Annotated in this window: 23 protein-coding genes and 1 pseudogene; 14 read left to right on the top strand and 10 right to left on the bottom strand. The window is 62.7% G+C overall.

Features of this window, described 5'->3' with window-relative positions:
- Positions 1-690: folate-binding protein YgfZ (locus tag X726_RS138825; RefSeq protein WP_023673559.1), on the bottom strand; the 690-nt coding region annotated here is incomplete at its 3' end.
- 82 nt (positions 691-772) lie between these two features.
- Between X726_RS138825 and X726_RS138820 the strand changes: the two genes are divergently transcribed.
- From X726_RS138820 to X726_RS138810, 3 genes are all read left to right on the top strand, one after another.
- Complete coding sequence (locus tag X726_RS138820; RefSeq protein WP_023673560.1) at positions 773-2,104, top strand: dihydroorotase; 1,332 nt, start codon at positions 773-775, stop codon at positions 2,102-2,104.
- A 54-nt stretch (positions 2,105-2,158) separates the two neighbouring features.
- Positions 2,159-2,386, top strand: a complete 228-nt coding sequence (locus tag X726_RS138815) for a hypothetical protein (RefSeq protein ID WP_027049982.1) — start codon at positions 2,159-2,161, stop codon at positions 2,384-2,386.
- A gap of 62 nt (positions 2,387-2,448) precedes the next feature.
- Positions 2,449-3,177: a nucleotidyl transferase AbiEii/AbiGii toxin family protein gene (locus X726_RS138810; protein ID WP_023684480.1), complete on the top strand. Its 729-nt coding sequence runs from the start codon at positions 2,449-2,451 to the stop codon at positions 3,175-3,177.
- 21 nt (positions 3,178-3,198) lie between these two features.
- Here X726_RS138810 and X726_RS138805 read toward each other — a convergent pair whose 3' ends face one another.
- The 4 genes from X726_RS138805 to X726_RS138790 all read right to left on the bottom strand — a co-directional run bounded on the left by X726_RS138805 (position 3,199) and on the right by X726_RS138790 (position 5,544).
- Positions 3,199-4,002: a hypothetical protein gene (locus X726_RS138805; protein ID WP_031215570.1), complete on the bottom strand. Its 804-nt coding sequence runs from the start codon at positions 4,000-4,002 to the stop codon at positions 3,199-3,201.
- A gap of 106 nt (positions 4,003-4,108) precedes the next feature.
- Positions 4,109-4,366: a hypothetical protein gene (locus X726_RS138800; RefSeq protein ID WP_023673564.1), complete on the bottom strand. Its 258-nt coding sequence runs from the start codon at positions 4,364-4,366 to the stop codon at positions 4,109-4,111.
- A 325-nt stretch (positions 4,367-4,691) separates the two neighbouring features.
- Positions 4,692-5,069 carry a TIGR02301 family protein gene (locus tag X726_RS138795; protein ID WP_023673565.1) on the bottom strand — a complete coding sequence of 126 codons (378 nt, stop codon included), beginning with the start codon at positions 5,067-5,069 and terminating at the stop codon, positions 4,692-4,694.
- Positions 5,070-5,136: 67 nt separating this feature from the next.
- Positions 5,137-5,544, bottom strand: a complete 408-nt coding sequence (locus tag X726_RS138790; RefSeq protein ID WP_023673566.1) for an NUDIX hydrolase — start codon at positions 5,542-5,544, stop codon at positions 5,137-5,139.
- 126 nt (positions 5,545-5,670) lie between these two features.
- On the opposite strand from X726_RS138790, the gene X726_RS138785 reads away from it, so the two are divergent.
- Positions 5,671-6,429 (top strand): SOS response-associated peptidase, encoded by a 759-nt coding sequence (locus tag X726_RS138785; RefSeq protein WP_023673567.1) that lies wholly within the window; start codon positions 5,671-5,673, stop codon positions 6,427-6,429.
- Positions 6,430-6,567: 138 nt separating this feature from the next.
- Here the strand turns inward: X726_RS138785 and X726_RS1000000170015 are convergent, their stop codons facing one another.
- On the bottom strand, positions 6,568-6,723 hold the full coding sequence (locus X726_RS1000000170015) for a hypothetical protein (RefSeq protein ID WP_023673568.1): 156 nt from the start codon (positions 6,721-6,723) through the stop codon (positions 6,568-6,570).
- Positions 6,724-7,113: 390 nt separating this feature from the next.
- On the opposite strand from X726_RS1000000170015, the gene cysS reads away from it, so the two are divergent.
- The 9 genes from cysS to X726_RS138740 all read left to right on the top strand — a co-directional run bounded on the left by cysS (position 7,114) and on the right by X726_RS138740 (position 14,981).
- Positions 7,114-8,547, top strand: a complete 1,434-nt coding sequence (gene cysS / locus X726_RS138780) for a cysteine--tRNA ligase (protein ID WP_023673570.1) — start codon at positions 7,114-7,116, stop codon at positions 8,545-8,547.
- A 123-nt stretch (positions 8,548-8,670) separates the two neighbouring features.
- Positions 8,671-9,075, top strand: a complete 405-nt coding sequence (locus tag X726_RS138775) for a DUF559 domain-containing protein (RefSeq protein WP_023673571.1) — start codon at positions 8,671-8,673, stop codon at positions 9,073-9,075.
- Entirely contained in the window at positions 9,072-9,458 is a 387-nt protein-coding gene (locus X726_RS138770) for a VOC family protein (RefSeq protein WP_023673572.1), read from the top strand. The genes X726_RS138775 and X726_RS138770 overlap by 4 nt, the downstream gene beginning before the upstream one ends.
- A gap of 22 nt (positions 9,459-9,480) precedes the next feature.
- Positions 9,481-9,972: a GFA family protein gene (locus X726_RS138765; RefSeq protein ID WP_023673573.1), complete on the top strand. Its 492-nt coding sequence runs from the start codon at positions 9,481-9,483 to the stop codon at positions 9,970-9,972.
- Positions 9,969-10,445: a GFA family protein gene (locus X726_RS138760; RefSeq protein WP_023673574.1), complete on the top strand. Its 477-nt coding sequence runs from the start codon at positions 9,969-9,971 to the stop codon at positions 10,443-10,445. Before X726_RS138765 ends, X726_RS138760 begins: the two co-directional genes overlap by 4 nt.
- Positions 10,446-10,453: 8 nt before the next feature.
- Entirely contained in the window at positions 10,454-11,410 is a 957-nt protein-coding gene (gene pip / locus X726_RS138755) for a prolyl aminopeptidase (protein WP_023673575.1), read from the top strand.
- A gap of 187 nt (positions 11,411-11,597) precedes the next feature.
- Entirely contained in the window at positions 11,598-13,214 is a 1,617-nt protein-coding gene (gene cimA / locus X726_RS138750; RefSeq protein WP_023673576.1) for a citramalate synthase, read from the top strand.
- Between the two features lie 139 nt (positions 13,215-13,353).
- Complete coding sequence (rarD, locus tag X726_RS138745) at positions 13,354-14,283, top strand: EamA family transporter RarD (RefSeq protein WP_023673577.1); 930 nt, start codon at positions 13,354-13,356, stop codon at positions 14,281-14,283.
- 11 nt (positions 14,284-14,294) lie between these two features.
- Positions 14,295-14,981 carry a glutathione S-transferase family protein gene (locus tag X726_RS138740; protein WP_023673578.1) on the top strand — a complete coding sequence of 229 codons (687 nt, stop codon included), beginning with the start codon at positions 14,295-14,297 and terminating at the stop codon, positions 14,979-14,981.
- A gap of 66 nt (positions 14,982-15,047) precedes the next feature.
- Here X726_RS138740 and X726_RS138735 read toward each other — a convergent pair whose 3' ends face one another.
- The 4 genes from X726_RS138735 to X726_RS138720 form a co-directional block, all read right to left on the bottom strand.
- The gene (locus X726_RS138735; RefSeq protein ID WP_023673579.1) at positions 15,048-16,040 is read right to left on the bottom strand and encodes a transporter; all 993 of its coding nucleotides are present in this window, start codon (positions 16,038-16,040) and stop codon (positions 15,048-15,050) included.
- A gap of 158 nt (positions 16,041-16,198) precedes the next feature.
- Complete coding sequence (locus X726_RS138730) at positions 16,199-17,503, bottom strand: sulfotransferase (RefSeq protein ID WP_023673580.1); 1,305 nt, start codon at positions 17,501-17,503, stop codon at positions 16,199-16,201.
- A gap of 121 nt (positions 17,504-17,624) precedes the next feature.
- Complete coding sequence (locus tag X726_RS1000000170910; RefSeq protein ID WP_023727585.1) at positions 17,625-17,900, bottom strand: hypothetical protein; 276 nt, start codon at positions 17,898-17,900, stop codon at positions 17,625-17,627.
- A complete protein-coding gene (locus X726_RS138720; RefSeq protein WP_023673582.1) occupies positions 17,887-18,498 on the bottom strand; it encodes a TIGR00730 family Rossman fold protein in 612 nt (203 codons plus the stop codon). The genes X726_RS1000000170910 and X726_RS138720 overlap by 14 nt, the downstream gene beginning before the upstream one ends.
- Positions 18,499-18,623: 125 nt before the next feature.
- On the opposite strand from X726_RS138720, the pseudogene X726_RS0136745 reads away from it, so the two are divergent.
- Positions 18,624-18,825 (top strand): annotated as a pseudogene (locus tag X726_RS0136745) (peptigoglycan-binding protein LysM); the annotation flags it as partial.

Raw genomic sequence — 18,825 nt, forward strand, 5'->3', positions numbered from 1 at the left:
GCCGAGCGTGCCGACCGGCCGCCCCGCAACCGTCAGCTCCGTGCCGGGCGCGGGTAAGGCGCGGTCGGCCGAAACGATCAGCACGCGGCGCCTGGCGGTGCCGCGATGCTGCATGCGCGAGACCACTTCCTGGCCGACATAGCAGCCTTTCTTGAAGCCGACGCCGCCGGTCTCGTCGAGCAGCACGTCGTGAGGGAAGGCATCGCCGAGCTGATAATCGGAACCGCTTTCGGCAATGCCGTTGGCGATGCGGAGCGCCTGCCACGCAGCCGGGTCGCCACCTACGGATGCGCCGCCATAGGAGCGGCTCACAGCCACCTCGCGGAAGCGGGCATCGGCAAGTACCGTTGAATCAGACTGTGAAGCGCTTGAATCATCGCCCCAGGCAACCGTCACAAGCACTTGATCCTGCCTAGCAATCTCGGCCTTGGCGCGCAGCTTGTAAAGCATCAGCCGGCGCAGGAAGTCGTCTGCGATGTCGGCACGGCAATCCAGCCGGAATGCGTCTTCGCCGCTACGCGAGATCAGGAAATCAAACAGGATCTTGCCTTGCGGCGAAAGCAGCGCACCGGGCTTTGCCGCGTCGACCAGCGTGTCGAGGTCGGTGGTGAGGATGTTCTGCAAAAAATGCTCGGCATCCGGGCCTGACACGGAAATGAGAGCGCGGTCTTTGAGCAGGGCAAAAGGCATGGGCGGCAAAGAACCTGATCTTGCAAAACGGTCGGCCTTTACGTAAGCCGACGATACTCCCCCCGCAAGAGACCGAACGCCCATGGCCACCACCTACGACCTCATCCTGACAGGCGGCACGGTGGTCAACCATGATGGCGAGGGCGCGCGCGATGTCGGCGTCAAGGGTGGTCGCATCGTCGCAATGGGCGATCTTCGCCAAGCTTCGGCCGGCGAAGCGATCGACTGTCGCGGGCTGCACGTCCTGCCCGGCGTCGTTGACAGCCAGGTGCATTTTCGCGAGCCGGGGCTGGAGCACAAGGAAGATCTCGAGAGTGGATCTCGCGCCGCTGTTCTGGGCGGGGTCACCGCCGTCTTCGAAATGCCCAACACCAATCCGCTGACCACCAGCGAGGCGGCGCTTGCCGACAAGGTGCGCCGCGCCACCAGCCGGATGCATTGCGACTTCGCCTTCTGGGTTGGCGGCACACGCGAGAATGCCAATGATGTCGGTGAGCTCGAGCGGCTGCCGGGTGCTGCCGGGATAAAGGTGTTCATGGGCTCGTCCACCGGCGACCTGCTAGTCGAGGACGACGAGGGTGTCGCATCGATCCTGCGCAACACCCGCCGCCGCGCCGCCTTTCACTCGGAGGACGAGTTCCGGCTGCGCGAGCGCCTCGGCTTGCGCGTCGAGGGCGACCCGTCCTCACACCCCGTCTGGCGCGACGAGATCGCGGCCTTGCGCTGCACCGAGCGGCTGGTGCGCATCGCGCGCAGCACCCGCGCCCGCATCCATGTCCTGCACATCTCCACTGCCGAAGAGATCGTGTTCCTCGAACAGCACAAGGATGTCGCCACCTGCGAGGCGACGCCGCACCATTTGACGCTCACCGCCGACGACTATGCGCGGCTGGGCACGCTGATCCAGATGAATCCGCCGGTTCGCGCGGCCCGCCATCGCGACGGCGTCTGGCACGGCATTGCGCAAGGCATTGTCGATGTGCTCGGCTCCGACCACGCCCCCCACACGCTGGCCGAAAAGGCAAAGCCCTATCCGGCCTCACCGTCTGGCATGACCGGGGTGCAGACGCTGGTGCCGATCATGCTCGACCACGTCAATTCAGGCCTGCTGACCCTGCAGCGCTTCGTCGACCTCTCCAGCCACGGCCCGCAGCGCATCTTCGGCATGGCCCGGAAAGGCCGTATCGCCGCAGGCTATGACGCCGATTTCACCGTTGTCGACATGAAGTGCCGCGAGACCATCACCAATGCGCAGGCCGGCTCCAAGGCCGGCTGGACGCCCTATGACGGCAAGGAAGTCACCGGCTGGCCGGTCGGCACCATCGTGCGCGGTCGTCGCGTGATGTGGGAAGGCGAGATCGTCACGCCCGGGCAGGGCAGGCCGGTAGAGTTTTCCGAGGCGCTGCCGGCTTAGCGGTTTCTTGCTGCGTTGGATTTTTTAAGCGCTATCCACTACGTTAAGGGCATTATGAACGCAGATATCGCGCCCATGATTGTCCCTGCGGAGTTTCCGGAGCTCCAGGCGCTCGCCTGGAACCGCGATGCGGCACGCCCGATTCCGGCCGAAGAGGCATTTGCGCTGTATGAGCGTAATTGGCGGTTTGTCGATCAAAAGCGTCTTACTGTGCGTGAGAAGATGCTTATCCAAAGTTTGGCAGACAAATTCGGTCACGGCGTGCTCTTGACCGCCGGCTGATTTCCCTCACCTGATCGTTCCTCGCAGCCGGAATATCAACAGGACACACCGCGAGCGTCATGATGGAATTCAAGAGGCCCGAGCACCAGATCATTGCCGAAGCGCTCGGATTGATGGATCGCCATTTCCTGACCGCAAACCAGTGCTGGTTCGGCGGTGGCACTGCGATCGTTATGAAATTCGGGGAATATCGCCGCTCACTGGATGTGGACTTCCTGTGTGCCGACAGTGATGGCTATCGCGAATTGCGGACCTCCGCAGCCGAACGTGGCGTCAGAGCATTCTTTCCTGAGCCGGTCGAGGCTGTTCGGGACTTCCAGATCGATCAATATGGCTTGCGGACGATCGTGCGGTTGAAAGGCCAAACGATCAAGTTTGAAGTCATCCGCGAAGGCCGCATAAAACTGCGAGGCCATTTCGACGACGATCTGAATGTATCCGCCCTGGTCCCGGCGGATATGTTTGCCGAGAAGTTGCTGGCGAACGCGGATCGATGTCAGGACCGTGCAATTGCATATCGCGATGCCATCGATCTTGGAGTGCTGGTTGGCATCTATAAGGAAATCCCGAGCGACGCTGTTGGCAAGGCGAAGGCGGCCTATGGCGTGGATATCGAGCGCAAGGTGGCTTGGGTGGTAAACAGGCTGCGGGACAAGGAAGAATTGCGGCATGCCGCCGAGGTGCTGCAAATGGATCCCAACGCGGCGGTCGAAGCGATTTCGGCCCTTCGAAATGAAGGTATCCGCATATGGCCTGACACAGGCCTCGAGCTTTCTAGCCCTAGCCAGTAGCCATCCCAGGGGAACCGCCGTTCAATCCCCGGCGACGAAAAACGTCCACTGCCCGGTGGGCGTAATGCCGACGCGGTAGAAGATGTAGGCTCCGAACTGCTTCATGTCGTCATAGTCGCCGGCGGTGACGATCTTGAACAGTTCGACCCGCTGCCTGGCGTTGAGCTTGTCCAGCGGCAGGGCGAAGAAATATGGCCAGACATAGAGTTCCTGCGGTGTGCCGACGTCTACATGGACATAGCCGGCATTGAGCACCTCTTCCAGGATAGCGAGGATTTCCTGACCTTCCTTGTCGCCCGATAGCCCTTTCAGGAAGGCGATCGGGTCGCCCTCGATTTCGCCCAGCGACAATTGGGTCATGGTGTCGCCCTTGCCGATCAGCGGCCGCAGCTTCTCGATGTCGCCGCTGACGCAGGCCTCGACCATCAGATCGCGCATGCGCCTGACGGGCTCGGGCAATTTGGAAAGGTCATAGACGACTTCGGGCACCGGCGCTTCTGGACCGGCACGCGGGTTGGCCACGCCGCCATCGTTGGCGGGGGCTTCCGGTTGGCTTTGTTCGGGCTCCGTGGGCGATTTCGGCTGGCTGGCCGCCGGTGGCGCCGTGCGGGGCAGATCGGGCATTGGCACTGAATTTTCAGACGGCGCCGTCTCACCATTGGCTGGTGGCCCGGCAGGAGCTGGAAGCTCCTCGCGCTTGATCTCGCTCAGCGCATAGGCAGGGTTGCTGGTCAGGACAAGCGCCAGCGGAACCGCGGCGCAGGAAGCGGCAAGCCAGATGCTGAGGACCACGCCGCGAGGCCGGCCTGACATCGAAAAATTCACCGCTTGTCTCTCCTCGGGCCTAGGCTCTTCAGGCATGATGCCCAAACGACTCGCCGTCGTCAAAGAACCGGTAAGCTGGCAGTGCACCCTCTGAGACGCGCGACGCCTAGTGCCGAAACCGCTCCGGCTCGAAGGCGCCGGCGATCACCTTTTCACGCATGCGATCGAGCAGGGCAAGGGCCGAGGTTTCGCCATTGGCTCGCAGCATCTCGCCGAACGCGGTTTCAAGCGCTGCCTCGGCGATGATTTCAGGTTCTATGCCGGCCGACAGACCTTCCGCCCAGGCCTCGCTATGGCTTTCCACCGCGGTCAGGCGCTTTTCTTCCCTGACCAGCGCGTCGATGTCGTTGACGCCATGTTCCATTTGCGATGTCCACCTTTCAAGCGGCGGTCCGACGGGTCGGATCCGGCTTGGCTGCCCCTATCTCACGCAGGCTAAGTAAGTGTCTGTAAATACGACATTTTTTTGATCGTCTTTACAAACTTCGTCGCCTGCGTTCGGTCCGATTCAAACTTAGCCGATTAGACCGGTGAGCGGGATGAAAACCTTCAGTTTGAGTTAATTCCGCATTCGCGCGCTAACGTTTCGTTAATACTGTTGCGCAAGTGCAACACCAAGATTGCATCAACGTGCCGTGGATACAAGGCGGGTGCTCGAAAAGGCGTGGCTAAACGCCGTCTGGCGCTCGTCAGTTGCCGTAACGCGAGGCGATGTCGCGCGACAGCGTCTCGCCTTCCTTCATGTAGCGGCTGATGGCTTCGGTCGCTGACGGCGTGCATTGGGTATAGGTGCCGCCGAAGGAACGGTAGCCGCGGTTGAAGCTGGCGATGAAGCGGGCGCGCCGCTCGGGATCGGGATTTTCTGAATCGATCAGCTTTTCCATGTCGGTGCGCCACTGGTCGCCCTTTTCGCCGCACAGATTGCGCAGGAAATGCAGCGATCCCAGCACCTCGGCCAGTCGCATCAGCCCGGGCTCGAACGGCGACTCGGCGGCCAGCGCCGGCTGCACGCCAACAGCCGTGGCGGCGGCGAGGCATGCGGCAAGGAACAGCGAGGTGCGGGTCATAAGTCTATCTGGCGAAACATTTTGTCGCCTGCAAGGCGATTCTCGGAGGGGCGGATACCGGTTTGCTTCAGGCCAAAAGCTCTTCAGCCACCTCCACGACGTCACCCGCGAGCGGCAGCGTCGCCATTTCATCAAGACTATAGAAGGCGGCGGTCTCGGCATCGTCGCTGGCCGTCGCTTCGCCGCCGGCATAAACGGCGCCGAACACGGTCAGCAGATAGTCGACCGGGTGATTCTCGCCGCTGCCGTCGATGTGGATGTCGCGAAGCGGACGATAGTCCTGCGCCCGCAGCCCGGTTTCCTCCAGCAACTCGCGCACTGCTGCTTCTTGCAGCGTCTCGCCGGGCTCGACCTTGCCGCCGGGAAAGGCATAAAGCCCCTGCGACGGCGGCCGCGCCCGCTTGACCAGCAGCACCGTCCTGCCGCGCACGACGGCGACCGAGACTGCGGGAAGTGTCTTGCGCTGCTCGTTCATCGATCTCGTTTTCGCCTATGTGAGGCCAGACCCTTGTGGACCGGCCGGCGGCATTGAGCTTTAGCGGTTGCGCAACGCCGGTTCCATCGCCACTTTCGCGATCGGATCATTTCATCGAGCTTTCCCATGTGCGGACGCTTTGCCCTGACGGCCACGCCGGACCAGACCGCCGCCTTGCTCGGCCTGGCGGAGCTGGAGGATTTTCCGGCCCGCTACAACATCGCGCCGACGCAGCCGGTGCTGATGGCGCTGTCGGGACCGCCGCGCATGCCGGGCTCGAATTTCCCGGATCGCCAGGCGATGCTGGTGCGCTGGGGGCTGATCCCCACCTGGGTCAAGGACACCAGGGAATTTCCGTTGCTCATCAACGCGCGTTCGGAAGGCGCTATTGAAAAAGCCTCGTTCAAAGCCGCCATGCGCCATCGCCGTGCCTTGGTGCCGGCCTCCGGCTTCTATGAGTGGCAGCAATCCGGCAGCGGCAAGAAGGGCCAGCCCTACTGGATACGGCCGAGGCATGGCGGGTTGATCGCCTTTGCCGGGCTGATTGAAACCTATGCCGAGCCGGGCGGTTCGGAAATGGACACCGGCGCCATTCTTACCATCAACGCCAATGCCGGCATCGCCCATATCCATGACCGGATGCCGGTGGTGATCGCGCCTGAAGATTTTGCCCGCTGGCTGGACTGCCGCACGCTCGAGCCGCGCGATGTGGCCGACCTGCTCAAACCCGCGCTGCCCGATTTCTTCGAGGCAATTCCGGTCTCCGACCTCGTCAACAAGGTCGCCAACACCGGGCCGGAGATACAGGACATGGGCATCGTCGAGCCCGGCAAGGTCAGGCGCCAGAAGCCCGGCGCGGACGACAGTCAGATGACGCTGTTTTAGAGCGCGCTCCCAAGAAGCCAGGTCCGGTCTTCGGGAAGAACCTGCTCAATAGGAAGAGCTGTTGTTTTCAGGCGCGCTATGGGCGCCTCAGCCTTCCGTTCCGGCGCACGCCTTGTCGGCGGCCGGCACGATGCCTGTTCAGGCAGCGCGGGGCGAAGTGATTTTCGGCGCCGGCTTTTTATTCTTCGCGGTATGGAGAAGGGCGGCGACGATCGCGGCCGGGCCGATCGCACGGTAGTGGTTGGCGAGCGCCGGTTGCTTGGCGCGGCTCGATTCCTGCTTGGTTCGTGACATCGATCTCTTCCCTGGTAACATTTCCGTGTCTGCGTTTGCCGGCCGAATCTGACCGAATCGTGACCTATGGTGGACTAGCCGGCGAATGTTTCATGACTGTGCCGACATGTTTAATAAAATGTTTCAGCGGCTCCTGACCTATGATCCAGCGACGCTTTTGCCGGAAGTTGCGACTTGACGGCAACACCGGCCAAGGCGATAAAGCCGCCGATGAAAACGTTTTCCGCCATTTGTGGCATTTGCATTATTGGCTAGCTTCGCGCTGGTCCGGACGTTTTCGCCTCATCTTTCCCCAGAGTGGACAAACGCCCCGGCCAGCAGGCTGGAGCCGATTTGTGCCTTGGCACAGGTTAGACTCCATCCAGAACTTAACGGGCCGGAAGGGCACGCATGTCTGACGCATCGAAGGGTCTCAGCCTCTACAACACGCTAACGCGGACGAAGGACGTGTTCCTCCCGATCGACCCGTCGAATGTGCGCATGTATGTCTGCGGCCCAACCGTCTACGACTTTGCCCACATCGGCAATGCGCGTCCGGCGATCGTCTTCGACGTGCTGTTCCGTTTGCTGCGTCACCTCTATGGCGAGGCTGGTGTCACGTATGTGCGCAACATCACAGATGTCGACGACAAGATAAACGCCCGCGCGCTGCGCGATTTCGGCGCCGAGATCGCGTCGGGAAGCCTGACGCTCAACGAGGCGATCCGCCGCGTCACCGAAAAAACCGCCGATCAGTACCACAAGGATGTCACCGCACTCGGCTGCTTGCCGCCCACGGTCGAGCCACGCGCCACCGAGTTCGTCGCGCGCCGCGCCGACGGCAAGGTTGACATGATCACCCTCATCGAACGTTTGATCGAACGCGGCCACGCCTATGTCGCCGCCGGCGAAGTGCTGTTCGACACCGCCTCGATGCCGGATTATGGCGAGCTGTCGAAGCGCAATCTCGACGAACAGCAGGCCGGTGCGCGAATTGCCGTCGACGCTCACAAGAGGAGCCCGGGGGATTTCGTGCTGTGGAAATTGTCGTCACCGGAGGAGCCCGGCTGGGACAGCCCATGGGGCAGGGGCCGGCCCGGTTGGCATATCGAGTGCTCGGCCATGTCGGCCGCCTATCTCGGCGACGTCTTCGACATCCATGGCGGCGGCCTCGACCTGATCTTCCCGCACCATGAGAACGAGATCGCCCAGTCGCGTTGCGCCCACGGCACCGACGTCATGGCCAATGTCTGGATGCACAACGGCTTCCTGCAGGTCGAGGGCCAGAAAATGTCGAAGAGCGTCGGCAATTTCTACGCCATCGCCGAACTGCTGGAAACCGACACTTTCGGCGGCCGCAAATGGCCGGGCGAGGTGCTGCGGCTGGCGATGCTGATGACGCATTACCGCGAGCCGATCGATTTTTCCGTACGCAAGCTGGAAGAGGCCGAGAATACGCTGCGCAAATGGAAGCGCGCCGCCGATCTCTCCCCGTCGGCAGGGCAAGTTCCGGCGGAGGTTGTGGCGGCGCTGTCTGACGACCTCGCCACCTATGCCGCCTTCCAGCAGCTCACGCAGCTTGCCGGTGAGGCCGCGGAGGGCAACGAAGCGGCCGCATCGCTGAAGGCATCGCTGTCGTTCCTCGGCTTCGATATCGGCGCGGCCAAGGTCGACGAGGCAGCGATCGCCAAGGCGATCGCCAAGCGCTTGGAACTGATCGCAGCGAAAAACTGGGCCGAAGCCGACCGCATCCGCGACGAGCTTCTGGAGCAAGGCGTGCAGCTGAAGGACGGCAAGGATCCTGTCACCAACGAACGCGTGACGACGTGGGAGGTGAAGCGGTGAGGGTGGCGCGAGACACCGTTGTAAGATTGGCGAAGGCGGCAGCGACAGCCAATCTCCCCCGCAAGGGGGGAGATCAGCCCTCGCCTCGGTTTTCGCTAATCGCCAGCGCGGAGTGGCCTGAGCATGGGTCACGACCTCGTTCCATCGCGTCAGCGCAAGAATGCAAAGTCCATGCGTCGCGTCATGGCCGATGCCGAGCTGAAACTGTGGAATGAGTTGCGGGCTCACCGGCTGATGGGGATGAGCTTTCGCCGACAGGTACCGATTGGACCCTACATTGTCGACTTCGCCTGTTCGGCCCATCACCTCGTAGTCGAGGTTGATGGCAGTCAGCATGCCGACGTAGAAGATGCAGAACGCGACAAGGCACGCAGCGCTCAATTGAGTGCCAGTGGCTGGACCATCCTGCGCTTCTGGAACGACGACGTCATCCGCGATATCGACAATGCCTGCCAGCACATCGTCATCGGGGCCGGCTTGGCCGGCGCCGACGTGCCGGCGCCAGCAAGGGAGGAGCTTGTTTCATGATCGACCATCTCGGCATCAATGTCGCCGACTTCGACGCGTCGAAAGCCTTTTATGACCAGGCGATAGCGCCGCTTGGCGCTTCGCTGATCTACATGGTGCCACTGGAATATACCGGCGGCGCCAAGGTCGGTGGCTATGGCCGCGACCGGCCGGTGTTCTGGCTGCAGGCCAGCGATGACAAGCCGAGGACCCATCAGCACGTCGCCTTCACCGCGCGCAGCCGCGCCGAGGTCGACGCCTTCCATGCCGCGGCGCTCGCCGCCGGCGGCAAGGACAATGGCGGGCCGGGGCTGCGCCCGCATTATCACCCGGACTATTACGGCGCCTTCGTCTTGGATCCCGACGGCAACAATGTCGAGGCCGTCTGCCATGCGCCCGAATGACTATGAAACGGAGTGAGACGCCATGAGCCTCGACAACCGGCCGATCTACACCGGTGGCTGCCAGTGCGGCGCGGTGCGCTTTCGCGTCGAGGGTGCGCTGGGTGACGCCTCGATCTGCCATTGCCGCATGTGCCAGAAGGCGTTCGGCTCATTTTACGCGCCCCTGGTCTCGGTGCGTGGCGCCAAACTCGACTGGACGCGCGGCGAACCGAAATATTTCGCCTCGTCCAGCCATGTCGATCGTGGCTTTTGCGCCAATTGCGGCACGCCGCTGACCTTTACCGCGCCCGACGGCATCGGCCTCGCCATCGGCGCCTTCGACAATCCGGCTGATATCGTGCCGCTGATCCAGTGGGGCACGGAGGCAAAACTTCCCTATGTCGATACCATCCCGCAATTGCCGGGCGAGGACACTATGGCCGACATGTCGTCGGCGCCTTATCTCGCCGAGCTCGTCTCCTACCAGCATCCCGACCATGACACCGAACAATGGCCGCCAGAGGAAAAGTTATGACCGATGAAGTTCGAACGGGCGGCTGCCAGTGCGGTGCCGTGCGTTTCCGCATCAAGGGCAAGCTCGGCCGGGCGTCCATCTGCCATTGCCGCATGTGCCAGAAACAGTTCGGTTCGTTTTTCGGCGCGCTGGTGACAGTGCTCAAGGATGGCGTCGAATGGATGCGCGAAGAGCCCACCTATTTCCAGTCGTCGGTCAACATCGATCGCGGCTTCTGTGCCCGCTGCGGTACACCGCTGACCTATCGCCAACCTGGCGCACTGGAGATCGCCATCGGCGCCTTCGACGACCGCTCCGATCTGGCGCCGCAGATCCAGGTCAACTACGCGGTCCGATTGCCTTGGGTGGAAACGATCTTTGACCAGCCCATGCATCAGGATCCGGATTTCTACTCCCGCCAGGAGCAGATCATCTCCTTCCAGCATCCCGACCACGAAACCACGGACTGGCCCGCGCACGGCCTGAAGATATGAGCAATGAAATGAACAGTGAACTTCGTACTCTTTATCCAGAGATCGAGGCGTTCGAGTCCGGCATGCTCGATGTCGGCGACGGCCATCATATCTACTGGGAGCGCTCCGGAACCAGGGGCGCCAAGCCGGCCGTTTTCCTGCATGGCGGTCCCGGCGGCGGCTTCTCGCCAAAACATCGGCAATTGTTCGACCCGAAGCTTTACGACGTCATCCTGTTCGACCAGCGCGGCTGCGGGAAATCGACACCCAACGCCTCGCTCGAGGCCAACACCACCTGGCACCTGGTTGCCGACATCGAGCGGCTGCGTGAGATGTGCGGCTTCGAAAAATGGCTGGTGTTCGGCGGCTCGTGGGGCTCGACGCTGGCGCTGGCCTATGCCGAGACGCATCCTAATCGCGTCAGCGAGCTTGTCGTGCGCGGCATCTACACGCTGACCCGCGCCGAACTCGAATGGTACTATCAGTTCGGCGTCTCCGAGATGTTCCCCGACAAATGGGAGCGTTTCCTGGCGCCAATTCCTGAAGCCGAGCGCGGCGACATGATGGCCGCTTACCGCAGGCGGTTGGTCGGCGCCGATGGCAAGGCGCAGCTGGAACCCGCCCTTGCCTGGAGCCTGTGGGAAGGTGAGACGATCACGCTGCTACCGGAGCCGGAGACCAGCGACAAGTTCGGCGAGGACGACTTCGCCATCGCCTTTGCCCGCATCGAGAACCACTATTTCGTCCACGCCGGCTGGCTGGAGGAGGGGCAGCTTCTGCGCGATGCCCATAAGCTCGCGGATATTCCCGGCACAATCGTCCACGGCCGCTACGACATGCCGTGCCCGGCGCGCTATGCCTGGGCCCTGCACAAGGCCTGGCCGAAGGCGGATTTCCACCTCATCGAAGGCGCCGGCCATGCCTATTCGGAGCCGGGGATTCTGGATCGGCTGATACGCGCGACGGATGGGTTTGCGGGGAAATGACAGCGCGCGACACCCCCCTCTGTCCTGCCGGACATCTCCCCCTCAAGGGGGGAGATTGCCTGTCATCGGGCCTTTCGCAAATCTCCGTCGCTGCGGGAAAAGATCCGACGCTAAAGCTGCTGATCTCCCCCCTTGAGGGGGAGATGGCCGGCAGGCCAGAGGGGGGTGCTCGCGCGCCAACAGAACAATGACAAAGCAACGCCTCTATCTCTTCGACACAACCCTCCGCGACGGCCAGCAGACGCCGGGCATCGATTTTTCCGTCGAGGACAAGATCGCGATTGCCAAGCTGCTCGATGAGTTCGGCATCGACTATGTCGAAGGCGGCTATCCCGGCGCCAATCCGACCGACACCGGCTTCTTCCAGCAGAAGCGCACGGCGAAGGCAAAGTTCGTCGCCTTCGGCATGACCAAGCGGGCAGGCGTGTCGGCGTCCAACGACCCGGGCCTGGCAGCGCTCGTGCAGTCCAAGTCCGACGCCATCTGCTTCGTCGCCAAGAGCTGGGACTATCATGTCCGCGTCGCGCTCGGCTGCACCAATGAGGAAAACCTCGACTCGATCAACGCGTCGGTCGAAGCAGCTGTTGCCGCCGGCAAGGAAGCGATGGTCGATTGCGAGCATTTCTTCGACGGCTTCAAGGCCAATCCCGACTATGCGCTGGCCTGCGCCAGGACCGCCTATGATGCCGGCGCGCGCTGGGTGGTGTTGTGCGACACCAATGGCGGCACGCAGCCCTCGGAAGTGCGCGCCATCGTCGACAAGGTCATTGTTTCAGGCATTCCGGGCGGCCATCTCGGCATCCATGCCCATGACGACACCGGCCAGGCGGTGGCCAATTCGCTCGCCGCCGTCGAGGCCGGCGTGCGCCAGATCCAAGGCACGCTGAACGGTATCGGCGAGCGCTGCGGCAACGCCAATCTGGTCTCGATCGTGCCGACGCTGGCGCTGAAGCCGGCTTTCGCCGATCGCTTCGAAACTGGCATCTCGGTTGAAGCGTTGACCGGTATTTCACGGCTTTCCCGCGCCTTTGACGAATTGCTGAACCGCGCTCCGGAAGCGCAGGCGCCCTATGTCGGCGCCTCAGCCTTCGCCACCAAGGCCGGCATCCACGCCTCCGCACTGGCCAAGGAGCCGGCGACCTATGAACATGTGCCGCCCGAGGCGGTAGGCAACCGCCGCCGCGTTATGGTTTCGGACCAGGGCGGCAAGGCCAATTTCCTCGCCGAGCTGAAGCGGCGCGGCATCGATGTGCCCAGAGACGACCATCGTCTCGATGCGCTGATCTCGGTGGTCAAGGAGCGCGAGGCCGAGGGCTACGCCTATGAGGGCGCCGATGCCTCCTTCGAGCTGTTGGCGCGCAAAATGCTGCACGGCCTGCCGGAGTTCTTCAACGTCACTTCGTTCCGCTGCATGGTCGAGCGCCGCTTCGATGCCAACGGCCAGTTGAAGACGGTCTCCGAAGCCATCGTCAAGGTGATGGTCGAGGGCGAGGAGAAGATGTCGGTGGCCGAAGGCCACGGCCCGGTCAACGCGCTCGACATCGCGTTGCGCAAGGACCTCGGCAAATTCCAGAGCGAGATCGCCGACATGGAGCTCGCCGATTTCAAGGTGCGTATCCTCAATGGCGGCACCGAGGCGATCACTCGCGTCCTGATCGAATCGCATGACGGCACCGGCGCACGCTGGTGGACGGTCGGCGTGTCGGAAAACATAATCGACGCCTCCTTCCAGGCGCTGATGGATTCGATCGTCTACAAGCTGATGAAGAACCGCGACATGGCGGGATTGGTGGCGGCGGAGTAGGGTTGCAAGACGTGGGTTTCCTCGCCCCCCGAAGTGGGGCGAGGAACTGGCGCCGCCCCTTGAGCCATCAGCGGAAGTCCATTGATCCATCATAATTTTGCGATGGTTTTGGATGGCCCACTGGGCCATAGCGTTTGCCATGGCCAGCGACACGATCCAGCCCGACGCCGACTCCAAAGCCCGCAGCGGCTTTCTCCTCGCGCTCGGCGCTTATCTGCTATGGGGCCTGTTGCCCTTCTACATGAAGGCGGTTGCGCATCTGCCGCTGATCGAGGTGATCGCCCACCGCATCGTCTGGTCGGTGCCGATTGCTGCTGCAGTGCTGGTCTGGGCCGGCCGCACAGCCGATTTCAAGGCGGCGATCCGCTCGCCGCGCAGCATCGCCATGGCGGCGCTGACGGCGACCCTGATCTCCGTCAACTGGGCCATCTATGTCTGGGCGATCTCGGTCGACCGCACCGTCGAGACCGCGCTCGGATACTACATCAACCCATTAGTTAGCATCGTCGTCGGCGCGTTGTTGCTCGGCGAGAAGCTCGACCGGCTGCAGATCGCGGCCGTGTTGCTGGCGGCGGTCGCAGTTGCCGTTCTGACCGTCGATGCCGGCAAATTGCCTTGGGTGTCGTTGGCGCTGGCGTTTTCCTTCGCTGCCTATGGGTTCTTCCGCAAGACGCTGCCGATCGGCCCGAGCCAGGGCTTTCTGCTCGAAGTGCTTTTGCTGTCGGTGCCGGCGCTTGCCTACATCGTCTTCCTGGTCGTCAACGGCCAGGACCATTTCATCTCCAGCAACGGCACCGATATGGCTTTGCTCATCGGCTGCGGCCCAGTCACCTCGGTGCCGCTGCTTCTGTTCGCCTTCGGCGCCAAGCTTCTGCGCCTCTCCACCATCGGCATCATGCAGTACATCGCACCGACCATGGTGTTCCTGATAGCCGTGCTGATTTTCGACGAGCCGTTCGGCACCACGCAAGCAATTGCCTTCGCGCTGATCTGGGCGGCATTGGCGATGTATTCCTGGTCGATGTTTCGTGGCCGTGAAATCCGCCCGGTGGCGTTGGCCCCGAAGTAGGGAGCCTTTCGATGTACGTGCTGCATATCGCCAACAAGAACTATTCGTCATGGTCGCTGCGGCCATGGGTGCTGATGCGCACCCTCGACATTCCGTTCGAGGAGCAATTGACGCCGTTTCCGACCGGGCCCAGTTTCGATCTCTACCGGGCGTTCTCGCCCAGCGGGCGCGTGCCTTGCCTGGTGGATGACGGCTGGGCTGTCTGGGATTCGCTGGCTATTGCCGAGTATCTCGCCGAGCGCCACCATGGTGTGTGGCCTGCCGAGGCCAAGGCGCGAGCCTGGGCGCGCTCGGCCGCCGCCGAAATGCATTCTGGTTTCACGGCCTTGCGCGGCGCATGCCCGATGAATTGCGGCTTGCGGGTGAAACCGTTGCCGATGTCGGACGCGCTGAAGCAGGATCTGTTCCGTTTGGGCGATCTCTGGAACGATGGCCTTGCCCTGTTCGGCGGGCCGTTCCTTGCCGGCGGCCATTTTACCGCCGTCGACGCCTTCTTTGCTCCGGTGGCGTTCCGTGTGCTATCCTATGGGCTGTCTTTCGAAGGGGCAGCTGCAGCCTATCCCCCGCAATTGCTTGGCCTGCCGGCCATGCAGGAATGGTATGCGGCGGGTCTCGCCGAGACCTGGCGGGAGCCGGACCATGAGGCGGAGGTCGCTGCCGCCGGCACCATCGTCGAGGATCTTCGCGCAACGGCGTGATGGGCATTCCAGGAAAAGCGCGTCGCGTTCCCTTGGGAATTGCGTGAAAACAAAGGGATCGGGGCGTTACGTCCGCCCGAGCCGCCTTACGAACATGTAGGTCGCCGCGGCGATCACGATCGAAACCGCCGAGACCACCCAGAAGCCCATCGGCGTATTGACCATGGGCAGGCCACCGACATTCATGCCGAACAGGCCTGATATGATGGTCATCGGCAACAGCACCGCCGTCATCACCGACAGCACATAGAGCAGCTGGTTGGACTGCATTGTCAGCTTGGCCATCAACTCGTCCTGCAGCAACCTTGCGCGTGCCTGCAACTGCTCGCCGTCGTGATAGAGCGTGTGTGCCCGGTGCGAGAGCCTTGTCGCCATGTCATTGATCCGATCGGGCAGCTCATTGCGATGCGAATGGTCGAGATGGCGAAAAAGGTTTGTGAGCGTCGCCATCTGCCGGTGGATGACCACCAGTTGACGGCGCGCCTCGACCAGCGACTGCCGCTCGCCGTGCCAGGCATCGCGCACGATACGGTCCTCGATGCCGTCCAGCGTATCGCCAAGACCGTGGAGCTCGGCCGCCATGCCGTCGAGCGACTGGCCCATGACCGCTTCGACCAGGTCGGCGGGGGAGCGGAATTTGCGCGAGCCGCTCTCCACCGCCTTGCGGATGAGATCGACCGATTCCAGTGGCTGCTTGCGCGCGCCGATCAGCGTCTTGTCGTTGAGCGCAAAACGGAAATGGCCGAGCCCGCGCGCTTCCGCCGAATAGTCGTGGCGCAGATCCGGCAGGTCGCCATAAAGCCAGGCATCCTCGAGATCGATGTGGCAACCCTGGCTGGCGCCGAGGAAAGCTTCGCGCACCGGCCCGGGCAGAGCCTGCTCGGCGGCGATCTCATGACGGGCGCGCAGGTCGGACAGCTGGTAGCTGCGCCATGTCCATGCAACCTCGGCCGCGTCCTTGGTGCGCAGGCCCTCGGCGGTGAAATGGTAGATGAAGAACAGCCCGTGCTCGTCGGGCAGGCAAGGCGACAGGCCTTCCGCGTTGAGAGCAATGTTCACGGCTCGCCTCGCCAAGAAATTTCGACCAGGTTCAGATTTCGACTATGCCGACGCGCGGATGCCGACCCGTCCTTCGTAACACGAGGGAGGCGGGTTCCGTGTGACGGTTTCTTGACAGGCGATCACAGTTTGTCGAGCAGCGTTTAGAGTGTTTGCTGCTATCGCCGACGAATGGAGCTCACCCATCGCAACGGTCCGGTCAATCGCCATCTGCGTGACGCAAGCGCCGCATCGCGCTCCGCCACCAGGTCGTCTCGGATCCTGGCCAGCGCGCTACGCTCGGCTACGAGGCCGTCTTGGCCCAGGGCGAGCGCGTCACGCTCCGCCATGAAGCTGTCTCGGGCTTGGATGAGGTCCTGCTGGGCGTGAGCAAGCGCATCACGCTCCGCCATGAAGCTGTCTCGGGCTTGGATGAGGTCCTGCTGGGCGTGAGCGAGCGCGTCACGCTCCGCCATGAAGCTGTCTCGGTCTCGGATGAGGGCCTGTTGGGCGTCAGCGAGGGCGTCACGCTCGACGATGCCCTTTTCCAGTTCGCCGTGTAGCCGTTTAGCGCCCAGGTTCCCTGCGGTAACGGCCTTGCCAACCACATCGCAGCTCTCATCGAACGTCGCCCGCACCCTGTCGAGCTGGTCGCGCAAGTCCTGGCTGTCGCCTTCAGACGCCATACTGCGCAAAATGGCATAGGCGCTGCGGACTAATGGCGTGGCATCCGGATGGTTTTGCAGATCAGCGACCGAGGCCCGCTGATGATGCAGGTCCTTGTCCAGGAACTCGGCGATTGCGGTGTCGGCCTGATCGGACGTGACAGGCCAGACGATTCCGGTCTCCCTGGCCGCGCGGTCCATCTGATGTCGCCAGTCGCTCAACAGGTCTTCGTGGCGCAGGATACAGCGCGGCATGTGTCGCGAATGATGCTCCGCTTCGAGCACGTGCCTGAGCCACAGCATGAACGCTGTCGGCAGTTCCATTTGATCCCGTTCCTGCAGCGAACAGGCGACTTCGAGCGGGTTGCGGACAGGCAGAAATGCGATCGGGTCAATCCTGAGATCGGCCAGGATCGAGGCTATGAAGGGGAGGAAACGGCAGATCCGCGGATCCTTGACGAAAAACAGGGGGGCATCGCCGAACTCGCTGGCAATGATCGCCGTCATCATGGGCCGAAATCGCTCGGCTGCCGGCGACTGCAGCCACTGCCGATCTAGCGGCAGCCAATCTTGCCAGGAGGAGGCGGCCGCCGTGAGCAGGTGGTCGTCGGCGATGGTGAGTAGGGTACTTTCCCAATGTCCCTTGGGATTGTGGAGGCTCCCGGGCAGCAGATGTTTCGGCGGCGTGGCTCCATGCGCGGCGACGAGGGCGCCGAGCGCCGAGGTGCCGCTGCGGTGCATTCCGAGGACCAGGATCGCCGTCCTTGGTTCCGACGCGATCTCGCCCTTCGCGGCCTTCAATCGCTCGCGCGAATTCATCTCCCCTTTGTCTCGCTCTCCAAATTTCCGTTCCCGCCCAATGTTCTCCGTTAACCAACTGCGAAGCGGGCTGCAAATGGAAATCGTCGCCAACGTGCTTACATTGCGCACAAGACGGAGCTCAAGAAAAGCTGGACAGATCGAAGTCAGCTGCCCCAACGCTACAGATCCTTGCCAAGCAGATGCAGTCGATCAGTGGCTTCGCATTGGACTTCTGCTTCTGGGCCAGGCTGGCCTTGTTGCTGTCGCCGATCCAGGTGTTGCCCAGTGTTTCGTAGCCGGCAGCCTTGAGCGCCAGCACGACGCGGCGCAGTTGATGCGCCAGGCCGACGACACCAACCGGGCTCAATTCCTGGCCGCCTGCGCCAAGGCCGGCTTCGTCCTCACATCTTGTCAATTACAGACTGCACGCCTTCCGTCGGCGCATCGACCGACGACCCCGCCACCATGATGGCGGCGACGATGGCCTCGGGGTCTTCGACCACCAGCGGCTTGACCCGTTGCGCGGTGTGGATGAAGCCTTCGCTGGCCATATGGTCGAGCAGCGCCAGCATCGGATCCCAGAATCCTTGAACGTTGGCGAAGACGATCGGCTTGCGGTGATGGCCGAGCTGGCCCCAGGTCATGATCTCGACGATTTCCTCGACCGTGCCGATGCCGCCGGGCAGCGCCACAAAGGCGTCGGATTTCTCGAACATCTTGTGCTTGCGCTCGTGCATGTTGTCGGTGATCAGCAACTCGTCGAGCCGGTCAAGCGCGGTTTCGGTCGCCTCCTTGTTGATGAGGAAGCGTGGAATGATGCCCGTTACCTTGCCGCCGGCCTTGAGCGCGCCTTCGGCGACGGCGCCCATGATGCCTTTGGTGCCGCCGCCATAGACCAGCCGCAGGCCGGCTTTGGCGAGCGAGCGGCCAAGCAGGTGCCCGGCCTTGGCATAGATTTCATCGCGGCCCGGAGACGAGCCGCAATAGACGCAGACGGATCGAATCGTGTTCATGCGTGATTGGTGATTGGGTCTGAATGCGGGGTCAAGCCCCAAGGGCTGACAAGCCCGGGCTTTTTCTTGTCGGTGCCGGCAAAACACGCTAGACCGGCTTCAGGTGGCTAAGGGGTAGGGGAAATATGGCTGTTAATCCATTGAAGGCGTTTCTGTTCGCGGCGGGTGGGACCGTCGCGGTCGTCGGAACCGCCTATGTATCGGGCGCACTCGACCCGTATCTCAACCCCAAGCCGCCAGCGGAGATTGCAGCGCTGACGCCGCCGGCTGAGAAGCCGGCCGATTCCGGGACCGAGGGAAGGCTGCCGCCGGCGCCTGGCGCGCCCG

The organism is Mesorhizobium sp. LSJC285A00, from assembly GCF_000503155.1.
Taxonomy (GTDB): Bacteria; Pseudomonadota; Alphaproteobacteria; order Rhizobiales; family Rhizobiaceae; genus Mesorhizobium.

Excerpts from the sequence above, each read along its gene's own strand:
- X726_RS138800 (WP_023673564.1), bottom strand. The coding sequence starts at position 4,366 with ATGGAACATGGCGTCAACGACATCGACGCGCTGGTCAGGGAAGAAAAG.
- X726_RS138775 (WP_023673571.1), top strand. The coding sequence starts at position 8,671 with ATGGGTCACGACCTCGTTCCATCGCGTCAGCGCAAGAATGCAAAGTCC.
- X726_RS138820 (WP_023673560.1), top strand. The coding sequence starts at position 773 with ATGGCCACCACCTACGACCTCATCCTGACAGGCGGCACGGTGGTCAAC.
- X726_RS138770 (WP_023673572.1), top strand. The coding sequence starts at position 9,072 with ATGATCGACCATCTCGGCATCAATGTCGCCGACTTCGACGCGTCGAAA.
- X726_RS138815 (WP_027049982.1), top strand. The coding sequence starts at position 2,159 with ATGAACGCAGATATCGCGCCCATGATTGTCCCTGCGGAGTTTCCGGAG.
- X726_RS1000000170015 (WP_023673568.1), bottom strand. The coding sequence starts at position 6,723 with ATGTCACGAACCAAGCAGGAATCGAGCCGCGCCAAGCAACCGGCGCTC.
- cysS (WP_023673570.1), top strand. The coding sequence starts at position 7,114 with ATGTCTGACGCATCGAAGGGTCTCAGCCTCTACAACACGCTAACGCGG.
- X726_RS138760 (WP_023673574.1), top strand. The coding sequence starts at position 9,969 with ATGACCGATGAAGTTCGAACGGGCGGCTGCCAGTGCGGTGCCGTGCGT.
- X726_RS138720 (WP_023673582.1), bottom strand. The coding sequence starts at position 18,498 with ATGAACACGATTCGATCCGTCTGCGTCTATTGCGGCTCGTCTCCGGGC.
- X726_RS138795 (WP_023673565.1), bottom strand. The coding sequence starts at position 5,069 with ATGACCCGCACCTCGCTGTTCCTTGCCGCATGCCTCGCCGCCGCCACG.
- X726_RS138730 (WP_023673580.1), bottom strand. The coding sequence starts at position 17,503 with ATGAATTCGCGCGAGCGATTGAAGGCCGCGAAGGGCGAGATCGCGTCG.
- rarD (WP_023673577.1), top strand. The coding sequence starts at position 13,354 with ATGGCCAGCGACACGATCCAGCCCGACGCCGACTCCAAAGCCCGCAGC.
- X726_RS138785 (WP_023673567.1), top strand. The coding sequence starts at position 5,671 with ATGTGCGGACGCTTTGCCCTGACGGCCACGCCGGACCAGACCGCCGCC.
- X726_RS138790 (WP_023673566.1), bottom strand. The coding sequence starts at position 5,544 with ATGAACGAGCAGCGCAAGACACTTCCCGCAGTCTCGGTCGCCGTCGTG.
- X726_RS138740 (WP_023673578.1), top strand. The coding sequence starts at position 14,295 with ATGTACGTGCTGCATATCGCCAACAAGAACTATTCGTCATGGTCGCTG.
- X726_RS138765 (WP_023673573.1), top strand. The coding sequence starts at position 9,481 with ATGAGCCTCGACAACCGGCCGATCTACACCGGTGGCTGCCAGTGCGGC.
- pip (WP_023673575.1), top strand. The coding sequence starts at position 10,454 with ATGAACAGTGAACTTCGTACTCTTTATCCAGAGATCGAGGCGTTCGAG.
- cimA (WP_023673576.1), top strand. The coding sequence starts at position 11,598 with ATGACAAAGCAACGCCTCTATCTCTTCGACACAACCCTCCGCGACGGC.
- X726_RS138810 (WP_023684480.1), top strand. The coding sequence starts at position 2,449 with ATGGAATTCAAGAGGCCCGAGCACCAGATCATTGCCGAAGCGCTCGGA.